At 62.7% G+C, this 23,979-nt stretch carries 19 protein-coding genes; 13 read left to right on the forward strand and 6 right to left on the reverse strand.

Annotated features, from left to right (window positions below; genetic code table 11):
- Positions 1-5: 5 nt before the first annotated feature.
- Positions 6-1,340 carry an MFS transporter gene (locus tag HX811_RS07725; RefSeq protein ID WP_003215533.1) on the reverse strand — a complete coding sequence of 445 codons (1,335 nt, stop codon included), beginning with the start codon at positions 1,338-1,340 and terminating at the stop codon, positions 6-8.
- A 254-nt stretch (positions 1,341-1,594) separates the two neighbouring features.
- Here HX811_RS07725 and quiC point away from each other — a divergent pair, with 254 nt between their 5' ends.
- Both quiC and HX811_RS07735 read left to right on the forward strand, forming a co-directional pair.
- Positions 1,595-3,493: a 3-dehydroshikimate dehydratase QuiC gene (quiC, locus tag HX811_RS07730; protein ID WP_008436616.1), complete on the forward strand. Its 1,899-nt coding sequence runs from the start codon at positions 1,595-1,597 to the stop codon at positions 3,491-3,493.
- 71 nt (positions 3,494-3,564) lie between these two features.
- Entirely contained in the window at positions 3,565-4,230 is a 666-nt protein-coding gene (locus HX811_RS07735) for a TetR/AcrR family transcriptional regulator (RefSeq protein ID WP_003215538.1), read from the forward strand.
- 136 nt (positions 4,231-4,366) lie between these two features.
- On the opposite strand, the gene HX811_RS07740 is transcribed toward HX811_RS07735, so the two are convergent.
- Together HX811_RS07740 and aroQ are read right to left on the reverse strand one after the other, a co-directional pair.
- Positions 4,367-5,233: a shikimate dehydrogenase gene (locus HX811_RS07740; RefSeq protein ID WP_177045441.1), complete on the reverse strand. Its 867-nt coding sequence runs from the start codon at positions 5,231-5,233 to the stop codon at positions 4,367-4,369.
- A complete protein-coding gene (gene aroQ / locus HX811_RS07745) occupies positions 5,230-5,670 on the reverse strand; it encodes a type II 3-dehydroquinate dehydratase (RefSeq protein ID WP_003215541.1) in 441 nt (146 codons plus the stop codon). The genes HX811_RS07740 and aroQ overlap by 4 nt, the downstream gene beginning before the upstream one ends.
- Positions 5,671-5,875: 205 nt before the next feature.
- Here aroQ and HX811_RS07750 point away from each other — a divergent pair, with 205 nt between their 5' ends.
- From HX811_RS07750 to HX811_RS07780, 7 genes are all read left to right on the forward strand, one after another.
- Positions 5,876-6,397 (forward strand): RNA polymerase sigma factor, encoded by a 522-nt coding sequence (locus HX811_RS07750; protein ID WP_003215543.1) that lies wholly within the window; start codon positions 5,876-5,878, stop codon positions 6,395-6,397.
- Between the two features lie 63 nt (positions 6,398-6,460).
- Entirely contained in the window at positions 6,461-7,450 is a 990-nt protein-coding gene (locus HX811_RS07755) for a FecR family protein (RefSeq protein ID WP_177045443.1), read from the forward strand.
- 134 nt (positions 7,451-7,584) lie between these two features.
- On the forward strand, positions 7,585-10,335 hold the full coding sequence (locus tag HX811_RS07760; protein WP_177045445.1) for a TonB-dependent receptor: 2,751 nt from the start codon (positions 7,585-7,587) through the stop codon (positions 10,333-10,335).
- A gap of 108 nt (positions 10,336-10,443) precedes the next feature.
- The gene (locus HX811_RS07765; protein WP_003215551.1) at positions 10,444-11,064 is read left to right on the forward strand and encodes a heme acquisition protein HasA; all 621 of its coding nucleotides are present in this window, start codon (positions 10,444-10,446) and stop codon (positions 11,062-11,064) included.
- 176 nt (positions 11,065-11,240) lie between these two features.
- Complete coding sequence (locus HX811_RS07770) at positions 11,241-12,983, forward strand: type I secretion system permease/ATPase (RefSeq protein ID WP_177045448.1); 1,743 nt, start codon at positions 11,241-11,243, stop codon at positions 12,981-12,983.
- Positions 12,980-14,311, forward strand: a complete 1,332-nt coding sequence (locus tag HX811_RS07775) for an HlyD family type I secretion periplasmic adaptor subunit (RefSeq protein ID WP_177035970.1) — start codon at positions 12,980-12,982, stop codon at positions 14,309-14,311. The genes HX811_RS07770 and HX811_RS07775 overlap by 4 nt, the downstream gene beginning before the upstream one ends.
- Positions 14,308-15,636, forward strand: coding sequence for a TolC family outer membrane protein (locus tag HX811_RS07780; protein ID WP_177045449.1), 1,329 nt, complete (start codon positions 14,308-14,310; stop codon positions 15,634-15,636). The genes HX811_RS07775 and HX811_RS07780 overlap by 4 nt, the downstream gene beginning before the upstream one ends.
- 163 nt (positions 15,637-15,799) lie before the next feature.
- On the opposite strand, the gene trmA is transcribed toward HX811_RS07780, so the two are convergent.
- Both trmA and HX811_RS07790 read right to left on the reverse strand, forming a co-directional pair.
- Complete coding sequence (gene trmA / locus HX811_RS07785; protein ID WP_177045451.1) at positions 15,800-16,879, reverse strand: tRNA (uridine(54)-C5)-methyltransferase TrmA; 1,080 nt, start codon at positions 16,877-16,879, stop codon at positions 15,800-15,802.
- Entirely contained in the window at positions 16,876-18,171 is a 1,296-nt protein-coding gene (locus tag HX811_RS07790; protein ID WP_003215557.1) for an NCS2 family permease, read from the reverse strand. The genes trmA and HX811_RS07790 overlap by 4 nt, the downstream gene beginning before the upstream one ends.
- A gap of 200 nt (positions 18,172-18,371) precedes the next feature.
- On the opposite strand from HX811_RS07790, the gene HX811_RS07795 reads away from it, so the two are divergent.
- The 4 genes from HX811_RS07795 (at position 18,372) to HX811_RS07810 (ending at position 22,621) form a co-directional block, all read left to right on the forward strand.
- Complete coding sequence (locus HX811_RS07795; protein WP_008436632.1) at positions 18,372-18,824, forward strand: DUF4879 domain-containing protein; 453 nt, start codon at positions 18,372-18,374, stop codon at positions 18,822-18,824.
- Positions 18,825-18,930: 106 nt separating this feature from the next.
- Positions 18,931-19,455, forward strand: a complete 525-nt coding sequence (locus HX811_RS07800) for a (2Fe-2S)-binding protein (RefSeq protein ID WP_177045453.1) — start codon at positions 18,931-18,933, stop codon at positions 19,453-19,455.
- Positions 19,452-20,441: a xanthine dehydrogenase family protein subunit M gene (locus HX811_RS07805; protein ID WP_177045455.1), complete on the forward strand. Its 990-nt coding sequence runs from the start codon at positions 19,452-19,454 to the stop codon at positions 20,439-20,441. The genes HX811_RS07800 and HX811_RS07805 overlap by 4 nt, the downstream gene beginning before the upstream one ends.
- Entirely contained in the window at positions 20,438-22,621 is a 2,184-nt protein-coding gene (locus tag HX811_RS07810; RefSeq protein WP_177045457.1) for a xanthine dehydrogenase family protein molybdopterin-binding subunit, read from the forward strand. The genes HX811_RS07805 and HX811_RS07810 overlap by 4 nt, the downstream gene beginning before the upstream one ends.
- Here the strand turns inward: HX811_RS07810 and HX811_RS07815 are convergent.
- Complete coding sequence (locus HX811_RS07815; protein ID WP_063026986.1) at positions 22,618-23,859, reverse strand: MFS transporter; 1,242 nt, start codon at positions 23,857-23,859, stop codon at positions 22,618-22,620. The genes HX811_RS07810 and HX811_RS07815 overlap by 4 nt on opposite strands.
- Between the last annotated feature and the right edge of the window lie 120 nt (positions 23,860-23,979).

A 23,979-nucleotide genomic window follows, 5' to 3' on the forward strand; every position in this document is an offset into this window, starting at 1 on the left:
GAAACTCAGACCTCGACGGTCGGAATCTTGCGCGGCGCCATGAAGTACATCCAGATCAGCGCGATGAAGTACATCGCCGGAATCAGGGTGAACAGCACGGTGTAGTTGTTGTTGGTCACGGTCAGGATATGGCCGACGATCTGGGTCATGAACATCCCGCCGATGGCCGCGCACATGCCGCCAAAACCAAACACCGTACTCATCATGTGCTTGGGCGTGTAGTCCATCACCAGGCTCCAGATGTTGGCGGTCCAGGCCTGGTGCGCGCCGATGGCCAGGGAAATCGCAAACACCGCGACCCACAGGTGGCTGGAGCCGGCGGCCATGATCACTCCGACGATGCAGCAGGCAAACAGCAACATCGACAGCAGCCGCGCCTTGATCGGGTTCATCCCGCGTCCGATCAGGAACGAAGACAGGATCCCGCCGCCGATGCTGCCGAAGTCCGCCGTCAGGTAAATGATGATCAGCGGGATGCCCATCTGAGTCACGTTGATGCCCAGGTTGTATTGCTGATTCAGGAACGGCGGCAGCCAGTACAGGTAGAACCAGAACACCGGCGCGGTCATCGAGTAGGCGAGGGCGAAGGCCCAGGTGCCGCGCATCCGCAGGATACGGCTGAACGGTACGCGGGGTTGTTCCGGTTCGACTTCCTGTTGCACGTAGTCCAGTTCCGATTGCTTCACGCTTGGATGGTCTTCCGGGTTGTAGTACTTCAAGCCCCAGAGCACCAGCCAGATCCCGCCCAGTGCCGACATGCACAGGAACGCCGCCTGCCAGCCCCACACGTGGAGGATCAGCGGCAGCAGCATCGGCGTCATCATCGCGCCGACGTTGGTGCCGGCGTTGAAGATTCCGGTGGCCACGGCACGCTCGCCAGCGGGGAACCACAGGCGGGTGGTCTTGACGCAGGCCGGGTAGTTGGCGGCTTCGGTCAGCCCGAGAATGAACCGGCAGACCATAAAGCCCACCGCCGAGGTGGCCAGGCCGTGGGCGCCGGTGGCCAGGCTCCACAGCAGCACCGCGCAGAAGAACACGCGCTTGACGCCGACCCGGTCGATCAACCGGCCTTGCAGCACAAAGCCGATGGCGTAACCCACCTGGAACCAGAAGTTGATGTTGGCGTAGTCCATCGCCGTCCAGCTCATTTCCTTGGCCAGGATCGGTTGCATCACGCCGAGGGCGGCGCGGTCGATGTAGTTCAGGGTAGTGGCGAAAAACACCAGGGCCAGCATGCCCCAGCGGGTTTTACCGACAGCCATGGCGCCACGGATTTTGTCACCGATGCCGCTATGGGGATTGCTGTGGCCCACGGCCACGGCGGGATTTTGCGAAGGCATGAGGAAGTACCCGTTTTTTTGAAATTTTTATGGTGTGTTCAGGGTCTTGGTTAACCGAGGCCGCTCAATGGAAGCGGGGCTCAATGTGCTGTCGATGGTGCGCAGCGGCTAAAAAATCGTCAATTCGCCGATTGCCATTCTGTTCGATAATCGCCCATAAAACTAACCGGTTCGTACATTTTAATTGCTGTGATGAACCTGGCGGCCAATAATTTGCCGTAAACAAGACATGCCTCAATGCCGGGAGTAGCCCCATGCAACGCTCCATCGCCACCGTTTCCTTGAGCGGAACCTTGCCGGAAAAACTCGAAGCCATCGCGGCTGCCGGGTTTGATGGCGTGGAAATCTTCGAAAACGATCTGCTGTATTACGACGGCAGCCCGCGTGAAGTCAGGCAAATGTGCGCCGACCTTGGCATTGCCATCACCTTGTTCCAGCCGTTCCGGGACTTTGAGGGCTGCCGCCGCGACCGCCTGACACGCAACCTGGAGCGGGCCGAGCGCAAGTTCGACTTGATGCAGGAGCTGGGCACCGACCTGGTGTTGGTGTGCAGTAACGCGTCAGCCGATTCCGTGGGCGATGAAAGCATTCTGCTGGATGACCTGAGCCTGCTGGCCGAACACGCTGGCCGCCGGGGCTTGCGCATCGGCTATGAAGCGCTGGCCTGGGGCCGGCACGTCAACACCTGGCAGCAGGTGTGGAACCTGGTGCGCAAGATCGATCATCCGAGCCTGGGCGTGTTGCTCGACAGCTTCCACACCCTGTCTCTCAAGGGCGACCCGAGTGCGATTGCCGAAATTCCCGGCGACAAGATTTTCTTTGTGCAGATGGCCGATGCACCGATCCTCGCCATGGATGTACTGGAATGGAGCCGGCATTTCCGCTGCTTCCCAGGCCAGGGCGAGTTCGACCTGGCGGGCTTTCTCGCCCCGATCATCAAGAGCGGCTACACCGGGCCGTTGTCCCTGGAAATCTTCAACGACGGCTTCCGCGCCGCGCCGACCCGGGCGAATGCCGCCGACGGCCTGCGCTCGCTGCTGTACCTCGAAGAGAAAACCCGCCAGCGATTGGAGCAAGAAGCGACGCCGGTTCCCGAGATCCTGTTTGAAACCCCGGCCGCCAGCGAATACGACGGCATCGAATTCCTGGAATTTGCCGTGGATGAAAACCTCGGCGCCAAGCTCACTTCATGGCTGGAGCGCCTGGGCTTCGTCAAGGCCGGGCAGCATCGATCCAAGAGCGTCAGCCTGTTGCGCCAGGGCGATATCAACCTGATCCTCAATTGCGAACCCTATTCCTTCGCCCATAACTTCTTCGAGGCCCACGGCCCGTCGTTGTGCGCCACGGCGATCCGCGTCAAGGACAGCGCCAAGGCCCTGGAGCGGGCGGTGGCCTACAAGGGCCAGCCGTATCGTGGGCTGGTCGGCCCCAACGAGCTGGAGCTGGCAGCGGTGCGCGCACCGGATGGCAGCCTGATCTACCTGGTGGACCAGCACGAAGGCGGCCTCTACGACACCGACTTCAACCTGCAACCGGCGAACGCCGCCAGCGGCGGCCTGCTGCGCATCGACCACATGGCCATGGCCTTGCCCGCCGACAGCCTCGACAGTTGGGTGTTGTTCTACAAAAGCTTGCTGGATTTCGAAGCCGACGACGAAGTGGTGCTGCCCGACCCCTACGGCCTGGTGAAAAGCCGGGCACTGCGCAGCCGTTGCAGCTCGATTCGCCTGCCGCTGAATATTTCCGAGAACCGCAACACCGCGATTTCCCACGCGCTGTCGAGCTATCGCGGCTCGGGCGTGCACCACATTGCCTTCGACTGCGCGGACATTTTCGCCGAGGTCAGCCGGGCCAAGGATGCGGGCGTGCCGCTGCTGGATATCCCGCTGAACTATTACGATGACCTGGCGGCGCGGTTTGATTTCGATGACGAGTTCCTCAGCCAGCTCGCGTATTACAATGTCCTCTACGACCGCGATGCCCAGGGCGGTGAATTGTTTCACGTTTATACCGAACCGTTCGAGGGCCGGTTTTTCTTCGAGATCATCCAGCGCAAGAACGGTTACGCCGGCTACGGTGCTGCCAACGTGGCGGTGCGCCTGGCGGCCATGGCCAAGTCCCGCAGCGGTGCGGTGCGCCAGGCCAGGTTGTAAGGTGCCGGCGCTTCCTTCGGCGTGCGGCGCGGCCCATAATCAGCGCCTGCACCTAAGGCCGTGAGCGCACCATGACCCTGACCTCCGAGCTTCCCGCCGCGGCCACCGCACCGCGCAAGAGCCGCAAGAACAACCCGGAAAAGACCCGCGAGAACATTCTCCAGGAAGCCATCGTCGAGTTTGTCACCCAGGGCCTTTCCGGCGCCCGGGTGGACGCGATCGCGGAGCGTATCCAGACCTCCAAGCGCATGATCTATTACTACTTCGGCAGCAAGGAGCAGCTCTACGTCGAGGTGCTGGAGAAACTCTACGGCGACATTCGCAACACCGAGACACGGATGAACCTGACGGCCCTGGAGCCCCGGGAAGCGATCCGCCGGCTGGTGGAATTCACCTTTGATCACCACGATCAGAACGTGGATTTTGTGCGCATCGTGAGCATCGAGAACATCCACAACGCCGAGTATGTAAAGCAGTCGACGTCGATCAAGGCGATGAACAGCAACATCCTCGAAGCCCTTGGCACCACGTTGCGCCGGGGCGCCGAGTTGGGGTTGTTCCGGGAAGGGCTGGAGCCGCTGGACGTGCACCTGCTGATCAACTCGTTCAGCTTTTACCGGGTGTCCAACCGCCACACCTTCAGCGAGATCTTTCAGATCGAGTTGTCGGATGAGGCGGTCAAGCAGCGGCATCGGGCGATGATCTGCGAGTCGGTGTTGCGCTATTTGCAAGCCTGAGTTCAACACTGAGCAAAATGTGGGAGCGGGCTTGTGTGGGAGCCGGGCTTGCCCGCGATAGGATCAACTCGGTTTGTCTGAAGTACCGAGGTGCTTGCATCGCAGGCAAGCCAGCTCCCACATTTTGATCCGGTTTCTACAGTTGGGTGGTCATGCTCTGGAAGTGCGCGAGCATGCGCTCTGCATCCGCCACTTCGCCAGTGAACAACTCAAACGCCTTCACCGCCTGAAACACCGCCATGTTGCCGCCATCCAGGGTGCGGCAACCCAGGGCGCGGGCGTTGCGCAGCAGTTCGGTTTCCAGTGGGAAGTACACGATCTCTGCTACCCACAAGTCGGCGCGCAAGGTGCCCAACGGCACCGGCATGCCCGGCAGCTTGGCCATGCCCATCGGCGTGGTATTCACCAAGCCATCGGCTTCGGCCATGGCGCTTTCCAGGTCATTGCCGGCCTGGGCCCGGCCGGTACCGAAATGCTGGTTGAGGTTGTCCGCCAGGCTGCGGGCACGTTCGGCGTCCATGTCGAAAATACTCAAGCGTTCCACGCCTTCACCCAGCAGCGCATGGGCCACTGCCGCCCCGGCGCCGCCCGCGCCCATCTGCACCACGAACTTGCGAGCCACATCACTCAAGCCCCGGCGAAAGCCTTCGGCAAAGCCCAGGCAGTCGGTGTTGTGGCCGATGCGTTTACCGTCGCAAAGCACCACGGTGTTCACCGCGCCGATGCCCCGTGCCTCGGGCGACAGTTCGTCCAGCAGCGGCAGGATCGCCTGCTTGCACGGGTAGGTGATGTTCAAACCGGTGAAGTTCATCTGTTCGGCCGCCATCAACAGGTCGGGCAGGGCGCGGGTATCCACCTGTAGCTGGTCGAGGTCGATCAGGCGATAGAGGTAACGCAGGCCCTGGGCATCGCCTTCATGCTCATGCAGGGCCGGGGTGCGGGAAGCCTGGATGCCGGCGCCGATCAGGCCGGCCAGAATTCGACGTTTGGACACCGCGCTCATCCCTTCAAGTTCTTGCTGAAATGTTCGAGGGCGAGGTGATAACCGTGGCTGCCAAACCCGGCCAGCACCGCCTTGGCAATCGGCGACACGAACGAGTGATGACGGAACGCTTCCCGGGCATGCACGTTGGACAAGTGCACCTCGATCACCGGTACTTCACTGGCCACCAGCGCGTCGCGGATCGCCACCGAAGTGTGGGTCCAGGCTGCCGGGTTGATCACGATGCCGGCGCAACGGGCGCGGGCGCCGTGGATCCAGTCCAGCAATTCGCCTTCGTGGTTGGTCTGGCGGAATTCGACTTTCAGGCCCAGTTGCTCGGCGCTGCGGCCACACAGGGCAGCAAGGTCGGCCAGGGTTTCATGGCCATAAGTGGCGGGCTCGCGAGTGCCGAGCAGGTTGAGGTTGGGGCCGTTGAGCACCAGCACGATGGGCGGCATAGAGGGTTCTCCACTGTTGTTTTTATGTAGGTCGATAAAATGTACTGAATGGTTAATTTGGTCAATCGCGTGGGTGGGAACCGTTCGATTACCGAACGCAGAATGAAAACCACCGTTGTGTGGATCAGAGTTGATATCAATTGAAAATCATTCTCGACAACGCTTAAGATGCCCGCCTGTTTCCTTAACATTCCAGGGAGTCGGTTTGTCGGACGTGGATCTCAAAGGCCTGTTTCTCAAGCACGCCGATACCCTGCGCGGGTATCTCGCACGCAAGGTACGGGACCCGCAGTTGGCCGCAGACCTGGTGCAGGAGAGTTTCCTGCGCCTGGCGCAAAAGCCGGCCGGCGAGCGCATCGACAACTCCCAGGGCTATCTCTATCGCACGGCCGGCAATCTGCTGATCGACCATATCCGCCAGGAGGCGCGGCGCAAGACCGACTCCGTGCCCCATGAGGCGCTGGCCGAGATTGAAGATGAAATGGCCGGGTTGGAGGCTCAGGCGATGGCGCAGCAACAGCGGCAGGCATTGAAGCAGGCACTGGCGGAATTGCCGGAGCGTACCCGGCAGATTTTCCGTCTCAACCGGATCGAGGGCATGACCCATGCCCAGGTCGCGCGCCACCTGGGCATTTCCGACAGCTCAGTGCAAAAGCACCTGGCCAAGGCGCTGGCGTATGTCATGCAGCGTTTGCAGGAAGGTGAGGCGGGGCCGTCCGACGAATGAATTACCGACAAACCTGGGGTCAGACGTCACAGCGTTATATAACGAAAAATTCGAGATTCACACGTGAATAGCCCGGGTCCGCAACAGCACAGCATTACCGAGGCGGCTGCCGATTGGGCGGTGCGCCTGCACGCCGGCGCCCTGACCGATCAGGAGCAGGCCGAGCTGCGCCAATGGATCGCCAGAGACAGCCGCCATGAAGCGGCGCTGCGTTTTGCCGAGCAGACGTGGGCGGCGCTGGGCGAGGTGCATCGCGATGAGACGGTGCATCGCCAGCGGCCGCCCGCTACCGCTGCGCCGGTGCGCGGCCCTCGTCGGCGCAGGCCGTGGCGCATGGCGGCGAGTGTTGCGCTGTTGCTGGTGGTGGCGGGCGTCGGCTGGGTGCGCGGGCCTGAGGCGCTGCTGCAGATGCAGGCCGATTACTTCACCCAAAAAGGCGAAGTGCGCACCGTGCACCTGGCGGACGGCAGCAGCGTGCAACTGGATTCTGCGAGTGCGATCAAGCTGGAGTTTGACGGTGTGCAGCGGCGCATCAGCCTGATCAAGGGCTCGGCCATCTTTGATGTGGCGCCCATGGCCGGTGAGGAAAAAAGGCCGTTCGTGGTGCACAGCGCCAGCGGGCAAACCCGTGCCCTGGGCACGCGGTTTGTGGTCGAGCGTGAGGACGACCGGCAGGCCTGGGTCGGAGTGTTGCAGCACAGTGTGGCCGTCACGCTGCAGGCGCTGCCGCAGAAAGCAACTGTGCTCAAGGAAGGCCAGGCTGCGCGCTACAGCCCGGAGAACGGCGTGGTCGCCCTCGACGACTTCGACCTGGAGCGCGCCACCAGTTGGCGTCGCGGTGTGCTGATCTTCGACCGCTTGCCGCTGGCCAAGGTCATCGAACAGCTCAACCGCTACCGGCCGGGCAAGGTGGTGCTGACCAATGCCGACCTCGGCACCCGTGAAGTCAGCGGCGTGTTCCGCCTCGATATGCTCGACACGGCCCTCGGCACCCTGACCGAAGAATTACAGGTGCAGCGCTTTGATCTGGCGGGGCTGAGCCTGATCTATTGATGGGGTCGCCGGGCTCCGTTTACGCCCTTTGAAAAAACTTTCAAAAAAACCTTACTGAGTTCCGACGCCTGACACGTCCTGTTAAGTGAGAAGTATTCGCATAAACAAGAATGGTCAGCGAAGGGATAACGTCGATGTCTGCAATCACCAAGGGGCGCAACACCGGTAGCCGGTTGGCCCTTGCCATCCACCTGGGGCTGTTAGCCTCCGCCTGCCAGGTGCAGGCCGCCGAGGCGCCAGTCGGTGAATCACAGCCTGTCACGTTGACGTTTGATATTGCGGCGCAACCCTTGGGCCTTGCCGTACTGACGTTCGCTGATCAGGCCGGGTTGCAAGTGTTGTTCGACAGCGCGCGCCTGCAAGGCCTCACCAGCACCGCGCTCAAGGGCCGTTACAGCGCCCAGGAAGGCCTCGGCCGATTGGTGGGCAGTGCACCGGTGGAATACCGCTTTACCGGGGACCGGCGGGTGACGCTGACTCGCGTCGGCGCCGACCATGACGGTGCGCTGACCGTGGGCACCACCACCATCACCGGCAACACCAACGGCAAGCCAAGCGACTGGGTGTACGACACACCGCGCTCTGTGGCCGTGATCAGTCGCGAGCAGATCGACAAACGCCCACCACGCCACGCCGCCGACATGCTCGAAGAAACCGCCGGCGTGTACACCGCCGTCAACCAGCGTGACCCGGGCCTGTCGGTGAACATCCGCGGCGTGCAGGACTACGGCCGGGTCAACATGAACATCGACGGCATGCGCCAGAACTTCAACGTCAACGGCCACCAGCAGCGCAACGGCACGATGTTGATCGACCCGGAATTCATCTCCAGCATCGAAATCGACAAGGGCAGCCAGTCCGGGCAGGGCGGTGCTGCCGTGTTGGGCGGGATTGCATCCTTCAAGACCCTGGAGGCCAGTGAGTTCCTGGCCGATGGCAAGGACTATGGCGGGCGTCTGCGTGCCGGTAGCGGGATTGGTGAACTGGGTAACGGCACCTATTTCAACGGCAGCGGTGTGTTTGCCTTTGGCGACGAGCGCGGCGACGTGCTGCTGGGGTACAGCGAACGGCATTTTGGCGACTACCGCGCCGGTACCCACAACGACCAGAAACTGGGTACTCATTTGCGCGCCCGTGACTCCCAGCCTGCGGCCTTCGACGATTGGCTGAACAGTGAGGTCGGTGACACCGGCAGCGTGACCCGCTCGCAAATCGTCAAGTTCGGCCTGAACCTGCCCAATGACCAACGGGTGCAACTGAGCTACCTGGAAAGTGACAGCGACAGCAATGACGCGTGGGCCTACACCGCCCCGGATAACCAGAGCGTGTACTACCAACGCGTCAGCAAGAACAACCTCAATGCCAGGAACGTCGGACTGGATTATCGCTACACGCCGGATAACCCGCTGATCGATTTCAAGGCCAAGGTCTACTACGTCACCACACAGATGGACCGGGACAATGCGCCCAACACCGCGTCGCTGACCTCCGGCAACTATGTGGCGGGCTACACGGATCATTTTCAGACCGATACCTGGGGTGTACAGGGCGACAACACATCGCGGTTCGACTTCGATGCGTTGGGTCATGTGAGTTGGAACTACGGCGTGGAGGTGTATCAAGACAAGTTCAAGCCCAGTACCAACAAGGTCGAGGCCACTAACCTTTCCGGCTTGTTGCCTTACGTTGAAGGCGGGACGCCCGGTGGCAAACGCACCATCGCCAGCCTGTTCAACAACCTGCAGTACGAATATGGCGACTGGCTGACGCTGGATGCGGGCTTGCGGTACGACCGCTATCGGCTGGAAGGGGTCACCGGGATGACGCTGTACCGGCGCGATCGGTTCTACAGCAGCACGGTAGGTGCCAAGCGTGTCGAGGAAGTTTTCGACATTGATAGGGAAGAGGGCCAGTTCTCTCCCACGTTCGGTATCGGCATAAAGCCGGGGCTGGACTGGATGCAACTCTACGCCCGCTGGGGCAAGGGCTGGCGCCCGCCGGCGGTGACGGAAACCTTCATGACCGGGCGTCCTCACGGTGGCAGCTCATCAGAGCGGGTGTTTCCCAACCCGTTCCTGAAACCTGAAGAGTCGCGGGACTGGGAAATGGGCGTGAACGTATTCAAAGAGGGACTGCTGTTCGGTGACGACCGCCTGGGCATGAAGGTGGCTTACTTCGATACCCGGATCGAGAACTTCTCTTTCCTCAATCACAGCGTCAGTTTGCCGGAGACCTCCGTCGGCGGTTTTCTCGGCACGATGGCGTACGTCAATAACACCAACCCCACGCGCTTTCGGGGGGTGGAGTACCAGCTCAACTACGACATGGGGCGGGCGTACGCCAACCTTAGTTACACCCACATGATCGGCAGTAATGAGTTCTGCTCGAAGAACTATTACATGGGCGGGGCGAAGAAGAACGGGCCGTCCACCACACGCTATGAACGCTACACCCGGCCAAACGGCACGATCGGCCTGCGCCCGGTGACCACGTATGAGGTGCTGGACGACGATGTCGCCAACAACAAGGAAAGCTGTGGCCGGATCATGGGCAACGCCACCTATATGCCGGCTGATCGCGGCTCGCTGACCCTGGGCGCGCGCTTCCTGGAAAAGCGACTCGATATGGGCGTCCGCGTGCGCTACAGCTCAGGCAATGGCGAGAACCTCGACTCACAAGGTTATGACTTCATCGACCAGGCGCTATGGCCCCAGTACACCCTCTATGACCTGTACGCCAGCTACTGGATGACCGACCAATTGAACATCGCCCTGGCGCTGGAAAACGCCACCGATGAGGCCTACTTCGTTGCGATGGGGGACGCCAATAACCTGAGCCTGGCGCGCGGGCGAACGTTGAGCGGGATGCTCGAATACAAGTTCTGATCAAGGTGCCACGGCACTTTATCAACCAACGGTTTTGCCCAAGGGTGGGCAAAAAGTGCGCTGTATGAGCGTGCTGATCAATCGTGTTGTTTATAACGAGGTTAAGTGATGACTATTTCTGTTAGTTACGAAGCTGCGCTCGGTGCTTACTCCGTCTCGGACTACCTGACCGACTGGGCACTGGGGTTCAACACTGCGGGTCACGGCAGCAGCAACACCGGCGGCTTCAGCAACGGCTCCCTGAGCGGCGACCAGTATTCGACCCACGGCGCCAACAATTCCGACTACGCGTTCATTGCCGACAGCAACACCAGCAACGGCCTGCACTACGTATTCAACCCGGCGCTGCCAGCCAGCCACAACGAAAACCACTACCTGTGGGGCAACCTGGATAACGTTCAACTGGGCACCGGCCTGGGCGGCGGCAATGGCAGCGACTTCACCCTCGATGCGTTCAAAGTGGCTTTCAACGGCCTCGACTTGAGCGCGGCACAAGGTGCAGGCCGCGTCGGCAATGACGTTCAGAACGTGATCTACAGCCTGATGCAAGGCAACACCTCGGCACTGGAAACCGTGCTCAACAACCTGCTGGACGACTTCGGCCTGTCCACCGCCAACACCTTCGACGAGATCTCGGCCGGCCTGGCAGCACACGCTACGGCAACCACCACCGACGTCGCCCTGGTAGGCGTGCAGGACGTTGCACAGGACTGGGCACTCGCTGCCTGATGTGGCTGCGCAATGAAAAAAGCGAATGGAAGATCGCTCTCCCATTCGCTGCGTAAACCCCGTCGTCGCCGTGAGTTTCGAAGGCCAGGGCGACGGCGGTGGCAAATTCTGCGCAGCGGCGCGCGGCGTGTCAAACGCGGGCGGCGCTTCCCGATTTCCCCCATGAGAATCCCTCGATGCGCCATGCCGGCAACGAAACCCTGGCCGCTCTCACAGCCTATAAAAGTGGCTTCCTCAACATTGGCCTGTTTTCGGCAGTGATCAACCTGTTGATGCTGGCCCCGGCGCTGTACATGTTGCAGGTCTACGACCGGGTGCTGGCCTCCGGCAACTCGATGACCCTGTTGATGCTGACGCTGATGATCCTTGGCTTGTTCGGCTTGATGGGCGCGCTGGAGTGGGTGCGCAGCCAGGTGGTGATCCGCCTTGGCACACAGATGGACATGCGCCTGAACCAGCGGGTGTACGACGCCGCGTTCGAGGCGCAACTCAAGGGCGGCACCCAGGCGGCCGGGCAGGCGTTGAGCGACCTGACGACCTTGCGCCAGTTCTCCACCGGCCAGGCGCTGTTCGCATTTTTTGATGCGCCGTGGTTTCCGGTGTACTTGCTGGTGATCTTCCTGTTCCACCCCTGGCTCGGCGTCCTGGCGCTGGCCGGTGCGCTGATGCTGATGGCGCTGGCGTGGGCCAACCAGCACATCTGCCAGGCACCGTTGACTCAGGCCAATCAGCTGTCGATCAGCGCCAGCCAGCAGGCCACGGCCAACCTGCGCAATGCCGAAGCCATCGAAGCCATGGGCATGCTGGCAACCCTGCGTGCGCGCTGGTTTGCCCAGCACCAGGCGTTTCTGGCGGCGCAGAACCTGGCCAGTGAAAAGACCGCTGCCATCAGTGCCTGGTCCAAGGGCGTACGCCTGGCGTTGCAGTCATTGGTCCTCGGTCTGGGCGCATTGCTGGCGGTGCAGGGGGCTATTACGCCGGGCATGATGATCGCCGGCTCGATCCTGATGGGGCGGGTACTGAGCCCTATCGACCAACTGATCGGCGTGTGGAAACAGTGGAGTTCGGCGCGCCTGGCCTATGACCGTTTGACCCTGATGCTGGCGGCCAACCCGGCGCGCACCGAGCGCATGAGCTTGCCGGCGCCCAGCGGCCAGTTGACGGTCGAACAGGTAAGCGCGTGTGCGCCCGGCAGTCGTCGGCCTGCGTTGGCCAACCTCGGGTTCAGCCTGCCTGCCGGTGACGTGCTGGGCGTGATCGGGCCTTCCGGTTGCGGCAAGTCGACCCTGGCGCGGTTGCTGGTGGGGGCCTGGGCGCCCTTGGCCGGCAAGGTTCGGCTGGACGGCGCGGACCTGGCGCAATGGGACAAGCAGCAACTCGGCCCGCACATTGGGTATCTGCCCCAGGACATCCAGCTTTTCGCCGGCAGCATCGCCGACAACATCGCGCGTTTCGGCACCGTGGATTCGGACAAGGTGCTCGCTGCCGCGCAAATGGCCGGCGTGCATCAACTGATCCTGCAGTTGCCCCAAGGCTACGACACCCAACTGGGGGAGGGCGGTGCCGGGTTGTCCGGCGGGCAGAAGCAACGTGTCGCGCTGGCGCGAGCGCTGTACGGCGTGCCTGCGCTGATCGTACTGGATGAGCCCAATTCCAATCTCGATGAGGCCGGCGAGCAGGCCTTGCTCCATGCCATCACCTTGCTCAAGGCGCAGCGTCGCACGCTGGTGCTGATCACCCACAAGACCCCTGTGCTGGCGTTGACGGACCAATTACTGATCCTGCGGGACGGCCAGTTGCAGGCGTTCGGGCCCACGGCGCGGGTGCTGGAGGCCACGCAGAAACCGGCGGCCGCGCCGCCCAAACCGGTGTCGGCGATGAGCATGAGCTACCGCCTCGGTGAAGGAAAAAAAGCATGAGCCGACCTGTGCTTGTGACGGACAACAGCGTGCCGCCGGTGAACAACGTGCTGGCGCTGGACGATAAAAAATACGCGCGCCTGGGCTGGTTGCTGGTGCTCGGCGGGTTTGCCGGGTTCCTTGGCTGGGCCGCGCTGGCACCGTTGGACAAGGGCGTGGCGGTGTCCGGCAAGGTCATGGTGTCGGGGCACCGCAAGACGGTGCAGCACCCCGCGGGCGGGATCGTCGAGCGGATCGAGGTGCGCGATGGCGAGGTGGTAAGCGCCGGCCAGGTATTGATCCGCCTGAAGGAAACCCCGTTGCGCGGGCAGATGCAGTCTTTGCGCAGCCAGTTCATTGCGTCCCGGGCCAGCGAAGCGCGCTTGAGTGCCGAGAGCGAAGGCTTGTCGGCCATCGTCTTCGGCCCCGAACTGCTGAACGAGCCTGAGGCCGCCGCCACCTTGAGCCTGCAACGGCAACTGTTCAGCAGTCGCGCCCAGGCCCTGGCCACGGAGCAGCAAGGCCTGCGGGAAACCATCGCCGGGGCCGAGGCACAATTGCGCGGCACCCGGGAATCCCAGGCCAGCAAAGTGCTGCAACGCACCGCGATGAATGAACAACTGCAAGGCCTGCGCGAGCTGGCGCGGGACGGCTACATTCCGCGCAATCGGCTGCTGGAAAATGAACGGCTGTATGCCCAGCTCGACGGTGCGATTGCCGAGGATTTCGGCCGCATCGGCCAGTTGCAACGGCAAGTCCTTGAACTGCGCCTGCGCATCCGCCAGCTCGGCGAAGACTTCCAGAAAGACCTGCGCGGCCAACTGGCCGAAACCCGCACCCGCAGCGACGACTTGCGCAACCGGTTGGCCTCGGCCGAATTCGAACTGGCCAACAGCCTGGTGCGCGCGCCGGCGACTGGCGTGGTGGTGGGGCTGGAGGTGTACACCGAAGGCGGCGTGATCAAGCCCGGCCAGGCGCTGATGGACATCGTGCCCCAGGGCGAACCACTGCTGGTGGAAGCGCGGGTGCCTGTGCAGATGGTCGACAAGGTGCACCCGGGCTTGCCGGTGGAGTTGCTGTTCTCGGCGTTCAACCAGAGCACCACCCCACGCATTGCCGGTGAAGTGACGCTGGTGTCGGCCGACCGCCAGGTCGACGAGCGCACCGATGAGCCGTATTACACCTTGCGCGCCCAGGTCAGTGCAGCTGGCATGCGCCAGCTCGACGGCTTGCAGATTCGCCCGGGCATGCCGGTGGAAGCGTTCGTCAAAACCGGTGAGCGCTCGATGCTCAACTACCTGTTCAAACCCTTGATGGATCGGACTCACATGGCGTTGGTGGAAGAATGAAGGCGCTGTTATTCGGTCTGTGTTGTGCCTGCAGTGGATCGGTTCAGGCGCTGGGATTGCTCGACGCCTATGACTTGGCCCTGCGCAACGATCCGACGTTTCAGGCGGCAATCCAGGAGCGCGAGGCCGGCGAGGAAAACCGCATCATCGGCCGCGCCGGGCTGTTGCCGAACCTGTCCTGGAGCTACAACAACTCGCGCAATGAATCCGAAGTCACCCAGTCGACGGCGGTGGGCAACGTCACCAGCGACCGCGATTACCGCAGCTATGCCTCGACCCTGACCCTGCAACAACCGCTGCTCGATTACGAAGCCTATGCGCGCTATCGCCAGGGTGCAGCGCAGGCGCTGTTTGCCGATGAACGCTTTCGCAGCAAGAGCCAGGAACTGGCCGTGCGGGTGTTGAGCGCCTACAGCCAGGCATTGCTGGCCCAGGAGCGGATCGAGCTGAGCCGCGCCCAGAAACGCGCGTATGCCGAGCGCCTGCAACTCAATGAACGGCTGCTCAAGGGCGGCGAGGGCACCCGCACCGATGTGCTGGAAACCCAGGCACGCCTGAGCCTGGCCCAGGCCGAAGAGATCGAATCCCTGGACACCCAGGACGCAGCCTTGCGCGAGCTGGAAGCGATTGTGGGCCAGCCGTTGCAGATAGACGAGTTGGCGCCGCTGACTCGCCAGTTCGAGATCCCGCCGCTGGCGCCCAACCGTTTCGAGACCTGGCGGGAAATGGCGATGGCCAACAACCCGGAGCTCAAATCCCAGCACCACGCGCTGGACGTCGCCGAATACGAAGTGGAGCGCAAGCGCGCCGGGCACATGCCCAAGGTCAGCCTGTATGCGAGCAGCCGCCAGACCAGCTCGGATTCGGAAAGCAGCTACAACCAGAAGTACGACACCAACAGCGTCGGCATCCAGGTCAGCCTGCCGCTGTTCGCCGGTGGCTCGGTGTCGGCGTCAACCCGTCAGGCCGCCAATCAACTGTCCCAGGCCCAATATGAACTGGACGCGCAGACCGCCAGGACGCTGATCGAACTGCGCAAGCAATTCAACCTCAACACCAGCGGCGCGGCCAAAGTGCGGGCGTATGAACTGGCGGTCAGCTCGGCCACCGCCCTGGTGACGGCGACGAAGAAAAGCGTGACCGGTGGCGAGCGCGTCAACCTCGATGTGCTGGATGCCGAGCAGCAACTGTTCACGGCACGCCGCGACCTGGCGGATGCGCGGCATGCGTATCTGCTGGCGCGGATACAACTGAAGTATTTTGCAGGGTTGCTGAACGAGCAGGACCTGCGGGCGTTGGCGGGGTATTTCCAGCCATCGGCATGATGGCTATATCGGCTAACACACCGATCCACTGTGGGAGCTGTCGAGCCTTGGCGAGGCTGCGATGGCGGCGGGACTGATGACATTTTTCTGTCTGACCCACCGCCATCGCGGCCTCGCTAAAGCTCGACGGCTCCCACATTTTGATCTTTGCAGTGCTGGGGACTTACCGCCGGGCCAGTAGCACACCCGATTCCATATGGTGCGTCCACGGGAACTGGTCAAACATGGCGCACTGGGTAATCCGGTGCGTGTCATGCAGTTGCGCAATGTTCGCCGCCAACGTCTCCGGGTTGCAGGAGATGTACAGGATGTTCTCGAAGCGCCGGGTCAGCTCGCAGGTGTCCGGGTCCATGCCGGCACGCGGCGGGTCGACGAACACGCTGCCAAACTCGTAGCTCTTGAGGTCGATGCCGTGCAGGCGGCGGAACGGCCGCACTTCATTCAAGGCCTCGGTCAGCTCTTCGGCAGACAAACGCACCAGGGTGACGTTATCCACCGCGTTTTCATCGAGGTTGCTCAGCGCCGCGTTCACTGAAGTCTTGCTGATCTCGGTGGCCAGCACTTTGCGCACGCGAGTGGCCAGGGGCAGGGTGAAGTTGCCGTTGCCGCAGTACAGCTCCAGCAAGTCATCACTGCGATCGCCCAGGGCTTCGAATGCCCAGTTGAGCATCTTCTGGTTCACCGTGCCGTTGGGCTGGGTGAACGCGCCTTCAGGCTGGCGATAGCTGAAGGTGCGACCGCCGACGTCGAGTTTCTCGACCACGTAATCGCGGCCGATCACATCGCGCTTGCCCTTGGAGCGGCCGATGATGCTGACGTTCAGGTCCGCCGCCAGCTTGTTCGCCGCCGTATGCCAATGCTCGTCCAGCGGGCGGTGATAGCACAGGGTAATCATCGCGTCGCCGGCCAGAGTGGTGAGGAACTCCACCTGGAACAGCTTGTGGCTCAGGGCGGCGCTGGCTTGCCAGGCGGCCTTGAGTTGCGGCATCAACTGGTTGATGCGCAGGCTGGCAATCGGAAACTCTTCAATGAGGATCGGTGTGCGCTTGTCCTCCTGGGAGAACATTGCGTAGTGGCGCTGACCCTCTTCGCGCCACAGGCGGAACTCCGCCCGCAGGCGGAAGTTCTGCAACGGCGAGTCGAAAACCTGAGGCTCTGGCGCGTCGAATGGCGCCAGCAGGTCACGCAGGCGCGTGACCTTTTCTTCCAGTTGAACGGTGTAGCTTGCGGCGTCAAAAGTCATGCGTTGAACCAGCCCAGCTTGATCACAAACAGAATCGACAGGATCACCAGCGCCGGGTTCAGCTCACGGTAGCGGCCCGAAAGCAGCTTGATGGCGGTCCAGGCGATGAAACCGAAGGCAATGCCGTTGGCGATGGAATAAGTGAATGGCATCGCCAGGGCGGTGATCACCACCGGTGCGGCGACGGTGATGTCGTCCCAGTCGATTTCGGCCAGGCCCGAGGTCATCAGTACGGCCACGAACAGCAGCGCCGGTGCGGTGGCGAAGGCCGGAACGCTGGCCGCCAGTGGCGAGAAGAACAGCGCCAGCAGGAACAGGATCGCGACCACCACGGCGGTCAAACCGGTACGGCCACCGGCGCTCACGCCCGCCGCCGATTCGATGTAGCTGGTGGTGGTCGAGGTGCCCAGCAGCGAGCCGGCCATGGCCGCCGTACTGTCAGCGATCAGCGCACGGCCCATTTTCGGCATGTGGCCGTCCTTGCCCATGAGACCCGCGCGCTTGGCGACGCCGATCAGGGTGCCGGAGTTGTCGAACAGGTCGACGAACAGGAACGCGAAAATCACGCTCACCAGGCCGATGTCCAGGGCGCCCTTGATGTCCAGTTGCAGGAAGGTCGGGGCCAGCGAAGGTGGCATCGACATCACGCCGCCGAACGGGGTGAAGCCCAGCACGATGGAGGCGATGGTCACCACCAGGATGCCGATCAATACCGCGCCGCGCACTTTCAGGGCTTCCAGCGCAACGATCAGCGCGAAGCCGAGGGTGGCGAGGATCGGCGCGGGTTGTTTCAGGTCGCCCAGGCCCACCATGGTGGCCGGGTTGCTGACCACGATGCCGGCGTTGTGCAGGGCGATCAGCGCCAGGAACAGGCCGATACCCGCCGCAATCGCCGAGCGCAGGGGCAGCGGGATGCTGTTGATGATCCATTCGCGGATGCGGAAGATCGACAGCAGGAAGAACAGCACCGCCGAGATGAACACCGCACCCAGCGCCACTTGCCAGGTGTGGCCCATGTGCAGGACCACGGTGTAGGTGAAGAATGCGTTGAGGCCCATACCCGGTGCCAGGGCAATCGGGTAGTTGGCGATCAGGCCCATCACGGTGGAACCGATGGCCGCCGCGAGGCAGGTCGCAACAAAGACCGCGCCCTTGTCCATGCCGGTCTCGCCGAGAATGCTCGGGTTGACGAACAGGATGTAGGCCATGGCCAGGAAGGTGGTGACGCCCGCGAGAATCTCGGTGCGCACATTCGTGTTGTGTGCCTTGAGTTGAAACAGCTTTTCCAGCATGCCTGCTCCCTGTGACGCTATCTTGCGTCGTTATTTGTTGACCTCTAAGTCAAAGCACAAACTGCGCCAAGCGCCTGTGGTTCCAGAGAGGATCGGAAAAAGCGGCGCATCATACCAGCAGCCGAGGGCCAGTGGCGCATAGGCTTGATCATGGCCTTGAGGCATACTGCGCCGACGTTTATTACAGGGTCATCGACAGCATGAAAAAAGCCAGCGCCTGGAGTCTAGCTCTGTTCGGTTGCATCGGCCTGTGGCTCGGTGCGGCACCGGCGTGGGGCGCGCCTGCACCGGCGTTGAGCGAGGTGCGGGTATTCAAGGTTCAGTCGGCCAAGTGCACTGAAACCATTCCCGAGCGGGCCGACAGCACCCAGATGTGCACGCACCGCGGGCAGACACTGGTGTACGTGATGGAAGTCGGCCTGGGCAACAGCCCACAGGCATTTTTCGACGGCGCGTCGGTGCCCCGTATCAGCACCACCGCCATCTGTCAGGTGGGTTCCATCAGCCAGCCATGCAGCGGCGCGGGAACGTTGATGGGCTACATCTATACGTTCCAGCTGGATAATGTCGAAGCCGGCGGCACGTTCCAGTACAGCAACACCTCGATCAACCCACCGCGCAACCAGTTGGTCACCACCCTCGGCATTCGCTGATCGCCACCCATCAATTGCCTTGAACGCTCATAAACTCCGGAAGTCGGACCGCTAAGACGGCGACTTTTCTGAACGCCGCGATTGCACACCAATCCGTGAGGTGTTTATGAGCGCAACCCCCAATGGCGCGGCGGCCAAGCCGTTCGTCAGTCATCCGATACGCCTGACCCTCAATCGGGACCCCATCCAACTGGATGTATTGCCCTGGACCACCCTGCTGGACCTGCTGCGCGAGCAACTGGACCTGACGGGCACCAAGAAGGGCTGCGACCACGGCCAGTGCGGCGCCTGCACCGTGTTGCTCAACGGTAAACGGGTGAACGCCTGCCTGACCCTGGCGGTGATGTGCGACGGTGCCGAGTTGACCACCATCGAAGGCCTGGCCTCGGGCGACGACCTGCACCCGATGCAACAGGCCTTTATCAAGCACGATGCCTTCCAGTGTGGCTACTGCACGCCGGGGCAGATTTGCTCGGCGGTGGGCCTGGTCTGTGAAGGCCGCGCCCACGACACCGCGCAAATCCAGGAACTGATGAGCGGCAACCTGTGCCGCTGCGGCGCCTACAACAACATCCGCGATGCCATCGAAGAAGCCTTGCCGGTGTGTCGCGTGCAGGGAGGTGAGCAATGAATCCCTTCCATTACAGCAAGCCGGCCGACGTGCAGGAGGCGGTGCACCTGGTCAGCCCGGCGTCGCGGTTTATCGCCGGTGGCACCAACCTGCTGGACCTGATGAAAGAGAACATCAGCCGCCCGGAGCACCTGATTGATATCACCGGGCTGCCACTTCGCGACGTGGAAGAAACTCCCGGGGGCGGCTTGATGATCGGTGCCCTGGTGAGCAACGCCGACCTGGCCTGGCACCCGCTGATCGAGGAACGTTACCCGCTGCTGTCCCAGGCCATCCTCGCCGGCGCCTCGCCGCAATTGCGCAATATGGCCAGTACCGGCGGCAACCTGCTGCAACGCACCCGTTGCTACTACTTCTATGACGCTGCCGTGCCCTGCAACAAACGCGAGCCCGGCAGCGGTTGCCCGGCGCGGGTCGGTTTGAACCGCATCCACGCGATCCTCGGCGCCAGTGACCAGTGCGTTGCCACCCATCCTTCGGACATGTGCGTGGCCCTGGCCGCCCTGGATGCGCGGGTGCATGTGCAGGGCCGGGGTGGTGCGCGGGTCATCGAGTTCGCCGACTTCCACCGACTGCCAGGCGATGCACCCCAGCGGGATAACCAGTTGGCCGACGACGAACTGATCACCGCCATCGAGTTGCCTGCCGACCACCTGGCTGCCCACAGTCACTATCTGAAAATCCGTGACCGGGCTTCCTACGCCTTCGCCCTGGTATCCGTCGCGGCGGCGCTGGAGCTGGATGGCGATGTGATCGTCGACGCCCGCCTGGCCCTGGGCGGCGTCGCCCACAAGCCATGGCGTGATCGCGCGGTGGAAGCCGCGCTGATCGGCCAGTCCGTCAGCCGCGAAACTTTCAGCACTGCCGCTGAAACTCTGCTGCTGGACGCCGAGCCGCTGGAGCACAACGGCTTCAAGATCAAACTGGCACGCCGCGCGATCATTCGCGCCCTGAGCGATGCCGCTGTTGCAGGAGCCACGTCATGAGCGCAATCGGCAAACCGTTGGACCGGGTCGACGGTCTGCTCAAGGTCACCGGGCAAGCGCGCTATGCCGGTGAGTTTCCCGAGGATGGCTTGCTGCACGGCAGCGTGGTGTCGAGCAACATCGCCAAGGGCCGGGTCATCCGCATTGATGCGTCCCAAGCCCTGGCGCTGCCCGGTGTGGTGATGGTGCTCGATCACCTCAACCGCCCGAAACTGGCCAGCTACGACGACAGCTACGCCGATGCCGATGCCGCCGACGGCTCGCCGTTTCGCCCGCTGTACAACGACCGCGTGCTCTACAGCGGCCAGCCGTTGGCATTGGTGATTGCCGACAATCTGGAGCTGGCGCGCCACGCCGGTTCCCTGGTGCAGATCGAATACGCCGCCGAGCCTGCCGAGACTGATCTGCTGGCCTTGCAGGAGCAGGCGCACCCGTCGCCGCAAACACCGCCCAAGCCGCGCGGCAACTTCCAGGCCGAATGGACCGGCGCCGCCACGAGCCTGGATCTGCACTACAGCACGCCCATCGAACACCATAACCCCATGGAACCCCACGCCAGTACCGTGCTGTATCAGCCGGACGGCACCCTGCATATCCACGACAAGACCCAGGGCCCGCAGAACTGCCAGGCCTATGTGCAGAAAGTCTTCGGCCTGGATAAAAGCCAGGTGCGGATCTTCGCCGCGTTCGTCGGCGGCGCCTTTGGTTCCGGTCTGCGCCCGCAGTACCAGTTGCCGCTGGCAGTGATGGCATCGCTGGCCCTGAAGCGTTCGGTGCGCGTCACCCTCACGCGCCAGCAGATGTTCACCTTCGGTTATCGCCCGCGCACCTTGCAGCGCCTGCAACTGGGTGCTGCCGCCAATGGCCGCTTGCTTGCCCTGGGCCACACCGCCATCGGCCAGACCTCGCGCTTCGAGGACTTCAGCGAACACGTGGTGGAATGGAGCGGCATGCTCTATCACTGCGATAACGTGCTGCTGACCTACAAGCTGGTGCCGCTGGACGTGTTCACACCGCTGGACATGCGCGCCCCCGGCGCAGCGCTGGGGGTGATCGGCCTGGAATGCGCGATGGATGAACTGGCCTGCGCCCTGGGCATCGACCCGGTGCAATTGCGGCTGATCAACTATGCCGAGCGCAATCAGAATGAAGAAAAGCCCTGGTCCAGCAAAGCGTTGCGCGAATGCTACAGCGAAGGTGCCGAGCGTTTTGGCTGGAGCCAGCGCAACCCGGAGCCGCGAAGCATGCGCGATGGTCGCCAACTGGTTGGTTGGGGCATGGCCGGCGGGGTGTGGGAGGCCCTGCAAATGAAAGCCAGCGCCAAGGCGCGGATCGACCACCTGGGCAAGCTCACGGTCAGCAGTGCCACCACCGATATCGGCACCGGCACCTACACGGTCATGGCGCAGATCGCCGCCCAGGCCAGCGGCGTGCCGGTAGGCGATGTGACGTTCCTGCTGGGGGATTCATCGCTGCCGACGGCGCCATTGCAGGGCGGCTCGTTTACCGTGTCGTCGGTGGGCAGTGCGGTGCAACAGGCCTGTGAAGCGTTGAACGCCAAGCTGTTGGACATTGCGCGCAAGACGTACCCGGCGTTCAAAGACGCTGAGTCGGCGCGGTTTGAGAATGGCCAGATGCACGCCGGTGACCAGCGCATCTCCCTGGCGCAATTGGTTCAAGACAGCGGCGAGCAGGCGCTGGAAGTGCAGGTGGATTGCGAGCCGGGCAAACAGCGCGAAGGCTATGCCTCTGCCACGCATTCGGCGGTGTTTGTCGAAGTGCGGGTGGATGAGGACCTGGGCACCATCAAGGTCAGTCGGGTGGTCAGTGCGATTGCGGCCGGGCGGGTGGTCAATCCGAAGATGGCCCGCAGCCAGATTCTCGGCGGGGTGGTCTGGGGCATCGGCATGGCGTTGCATGAGGAGACCCAGGTCGATCACGCATTGGGTCGCTCCATGAACCACAGCCTGGCCGAATACCACATTCCGGTAAACGCGGATATCGGCGAGATTGATGTGCTGTTTGTCGAAGAACGCGACGAGATCGTCAACGCCCTTGGGTCCAAGGGCGTCGGCGAGATCGGGATAGTCGGGGTGGCGGCGGCGGTGGCCAACGCGGTGTATCACGCCACCGGCAAGCGGGTGCGGGACTTTCCCGTCACCCTCGACAAGGTCTTCTAAACCTTGGCGGGTTCTTCCACCGGCACATGCATGCGGTCGCGGTTGGCCAGGGTCGGGAACAGTTTGATCCAGACCCCGGTCACTACCAGCGTGCCAATGCCGCCCATGACCACGGCGGGCACGGTGCCGAACCAGTGGGCGGTGATCCCGGACTCGAACTCGCCCAACTGATTCGACGCGCCGATAAACAGCCCGTTGACCGCGCTCACCCTGCCGCGCATTTCGTCCGGGGTTTCCAGTTGCACGAACGAGGCGCGGATCACCATGCTGATCATGTCCGCTGCGCCCAATACCACCAGCACCGCCAGGGAGAACCAGAACGAGGTCGACAGGCCGAACGCGATGGTGGCTACGCCAAACACCCCGACCGCCGTAAACATGATCCGCCCCACATGCCGGTCGACGGCAAACCGCGCCAGCCACAACGACATCAACAACGCCCCGACCGCTGGCGCCGAGCGCAGCAGCCCAAGGCCCCACGGCCCGGTCAGCAAAATGTCCTTGGCGAACACCGGCAGCAAGGCCGTGGCGCCGCCCAGCAATACGGCGAACAGGTCCAGGGAAATCGCGCCGAGGATGTCCGGCCGACTGCGGATAAAACGAATCCCGGCCAGCAACGAATCCATGGTCGCCTTGGCCTTGTTCAGCGGCGTCTGGCGCGCGGGCAGGTTGAGGGTCAGCACGCAGGCGATCAGGTACAGCACCACCGTGGGGCCGTAGACCCAGACACTGCCAAAGGCGTACAGCAGACCGCCCAGCGCCGGCGCCACGATGGTGGCCAATTGCTGCGCCGACTGCGACGACGCCACCGCGCGGGGGAACAGCGCCGTGGGCACGATGCTCGGAAGCAGGGCCTGGGTGGTGGGCATTTCAAACGAGCGGGCTGCGCCCAGCAGGAATGCCAGGATAAAAATCATCTCGCGGGTGACATTGCCGGTCAGTCCGCCGATTGCCAGGGATAGCGCGATCAACGCCTGTACGGTCTGGCAGATGGCTGCGACCTTGCGCCGTTCATAGCGGTCGGCCACATGGCCGGTGTGCAGCATGAACAGTACCCGCGGTACGAACTCCACCAGGCCGACCAAACCCAGGTCCAGCACGTTGCCGGTCAGTTGGTAGAGGTTCCAGCCGATGGCCACGGTGAGCATCTGGAAGCCGCTGGCGGTAAAGATCCGCGCCAGCCAGAACGCGATGAAAGGGCGGTGGTGACGTAACAGCAGCGCGGGTTCACTGGGCATCGGGGAGACAGGTCTGGGTGGGGGAACGGTGAGGTTATCACCAACTTGTAACCAATAGTTGCGTAGGTGGGTTGGGGGGTATGAGATATGTTCAGTCTGGCTAAATCGGCATCCTTGCCG

The sequence above is a fragment of the Pseudomonas sp. F8002 genome, assembly GCF_013385495.1.
Lineage (GTDB): Bacteria > Pseudomonadota > Gammaproteobacteria > Pseudomonadales > Pseudomonadaceae > Aquipseudomonas.

Excerpts from the sequence above, each read along its gene's own strand:
- HX811_RS07815 (WP_063026986.1), bottom strand. The coding sequence starts at position 23,859 with ATGCCCAGTGAACCCGCGCTGCTGTTACGTCACCACCGCCCTTTCATC.
- HX811_RS07740 (WP_177045441.1), bottom strand. The coding sequence starts at position 5,233 with ATGAGCGCGGTGTCCAAACGTCGAATTCTGGCCGGCCTGATCGGCGCC.
- HX811_RS07725 (WP_003215533.1), bottom strand. The coding sequence starts at position 1,340 with ATGCCTTCGCAAAATCCCGCCGTGGCCGTGGGCCACAGCAATCCCCAT.
- HX811_RS07735 (WP_003215538.1), top strand. The coding sequence starts at position 3,565 with ATGACCCTGACCTCCGAGCTTCCCGCCGCGGCCACCGCACCGCGCAAG.
- HX811_RS07780 (WP_177045449.1), top strand. The coding sequence starts at position 14,308 with ATGAAGGCGCTGTTATTCGGTCTGTGTTGTGCCTGCAGTGGATCGGTT.
- HX811_RS07805 (WP_177045455.1), top strand. The coding sequence starts at position 19,452 with ATGAATCCCTTCCATTACAGCAAGCCGGCCGACGTGCAGGAGGCGGTG.
- HX811_RS07770 (WP_177045448.1), top strand. The coding sequence starts at position 11,241 with ATGCGCCATGCCGGCAACGAAACCCTGGCCGCTCTCACAGCCTATAAA.
- HX811_RS07760 (WP_177045445.1), top strand. The coding sequence starts at position 7,585 with ATGTCTGCAATCACCAAGGGGCGCAACACCGGTAGCCGGTTGGCCCTT.
- HX811_RS07795 (WP_008436632.1), top strand. The coding sequence starts at position 18,372 with ATGAAAAAAGCCAGCGCCTGGAGTCTAGCTCTGTTCGGTTGCATCGGC.
- HX811_RS07765 (WP_003215551.1), top strand. The coding sequence starts at position 10,444 with ATGACTATTTCTGTTAGTTACGAAGCTGCGCTCGGTGCTTACTCCGTC.
- quiC (WP_008436616.1), top strand. The coding sequence starts at position 1,595 with ATGCAACGCTCCATCGCCACCGTTTCCTTGAGCGGAACCTTGCCGGAA.
- aroQ (WP_003215541.1), bottom strand. The coding sequence starts at position 5,670 with ATGCCGCCCATCGTGCTGGTGCTCAACGGCCCCAACCTCAACCTGCTC.
- HX811_RS07800 (WP_177045453.1), top strand. The coding sequence starts at position 18,931 with ATGAGCGCAACCCCCAATGGCGCGGCGGCCAAGCCGTTCGTCAGTCAT.
- trmA (WP_177045451.1), bottom strand. The coding sequence starts at position 16,879 with ATGACTTTTGACGCCGCAAGCTACACCGTTCAACTGGAAGAAAAGGTC.
- HX811_RS07790 (WP_003215557.1), bottom strand. The coding sequence starts at position 18,171 with ATGCTGGAAAAGCTGTTTCAACTCAAGGCACACAACACGAATGTGCGC.
- HX811_RS07775 (WP_177035970.1), top strand. The coding sequence starts at position 12,980 with ATGAGCCGACCTGTGCTTGTGACGGACAACAGCGTGCCGCCGGTGAAC.
- HX811_RS07810 (WP_177045457.1), top strand. The coding sequence starts at position 20,438 with ATGAGCGCAATCGGCAAACCGTTGGACCGGGTCGACGGTCTGCTCAAG.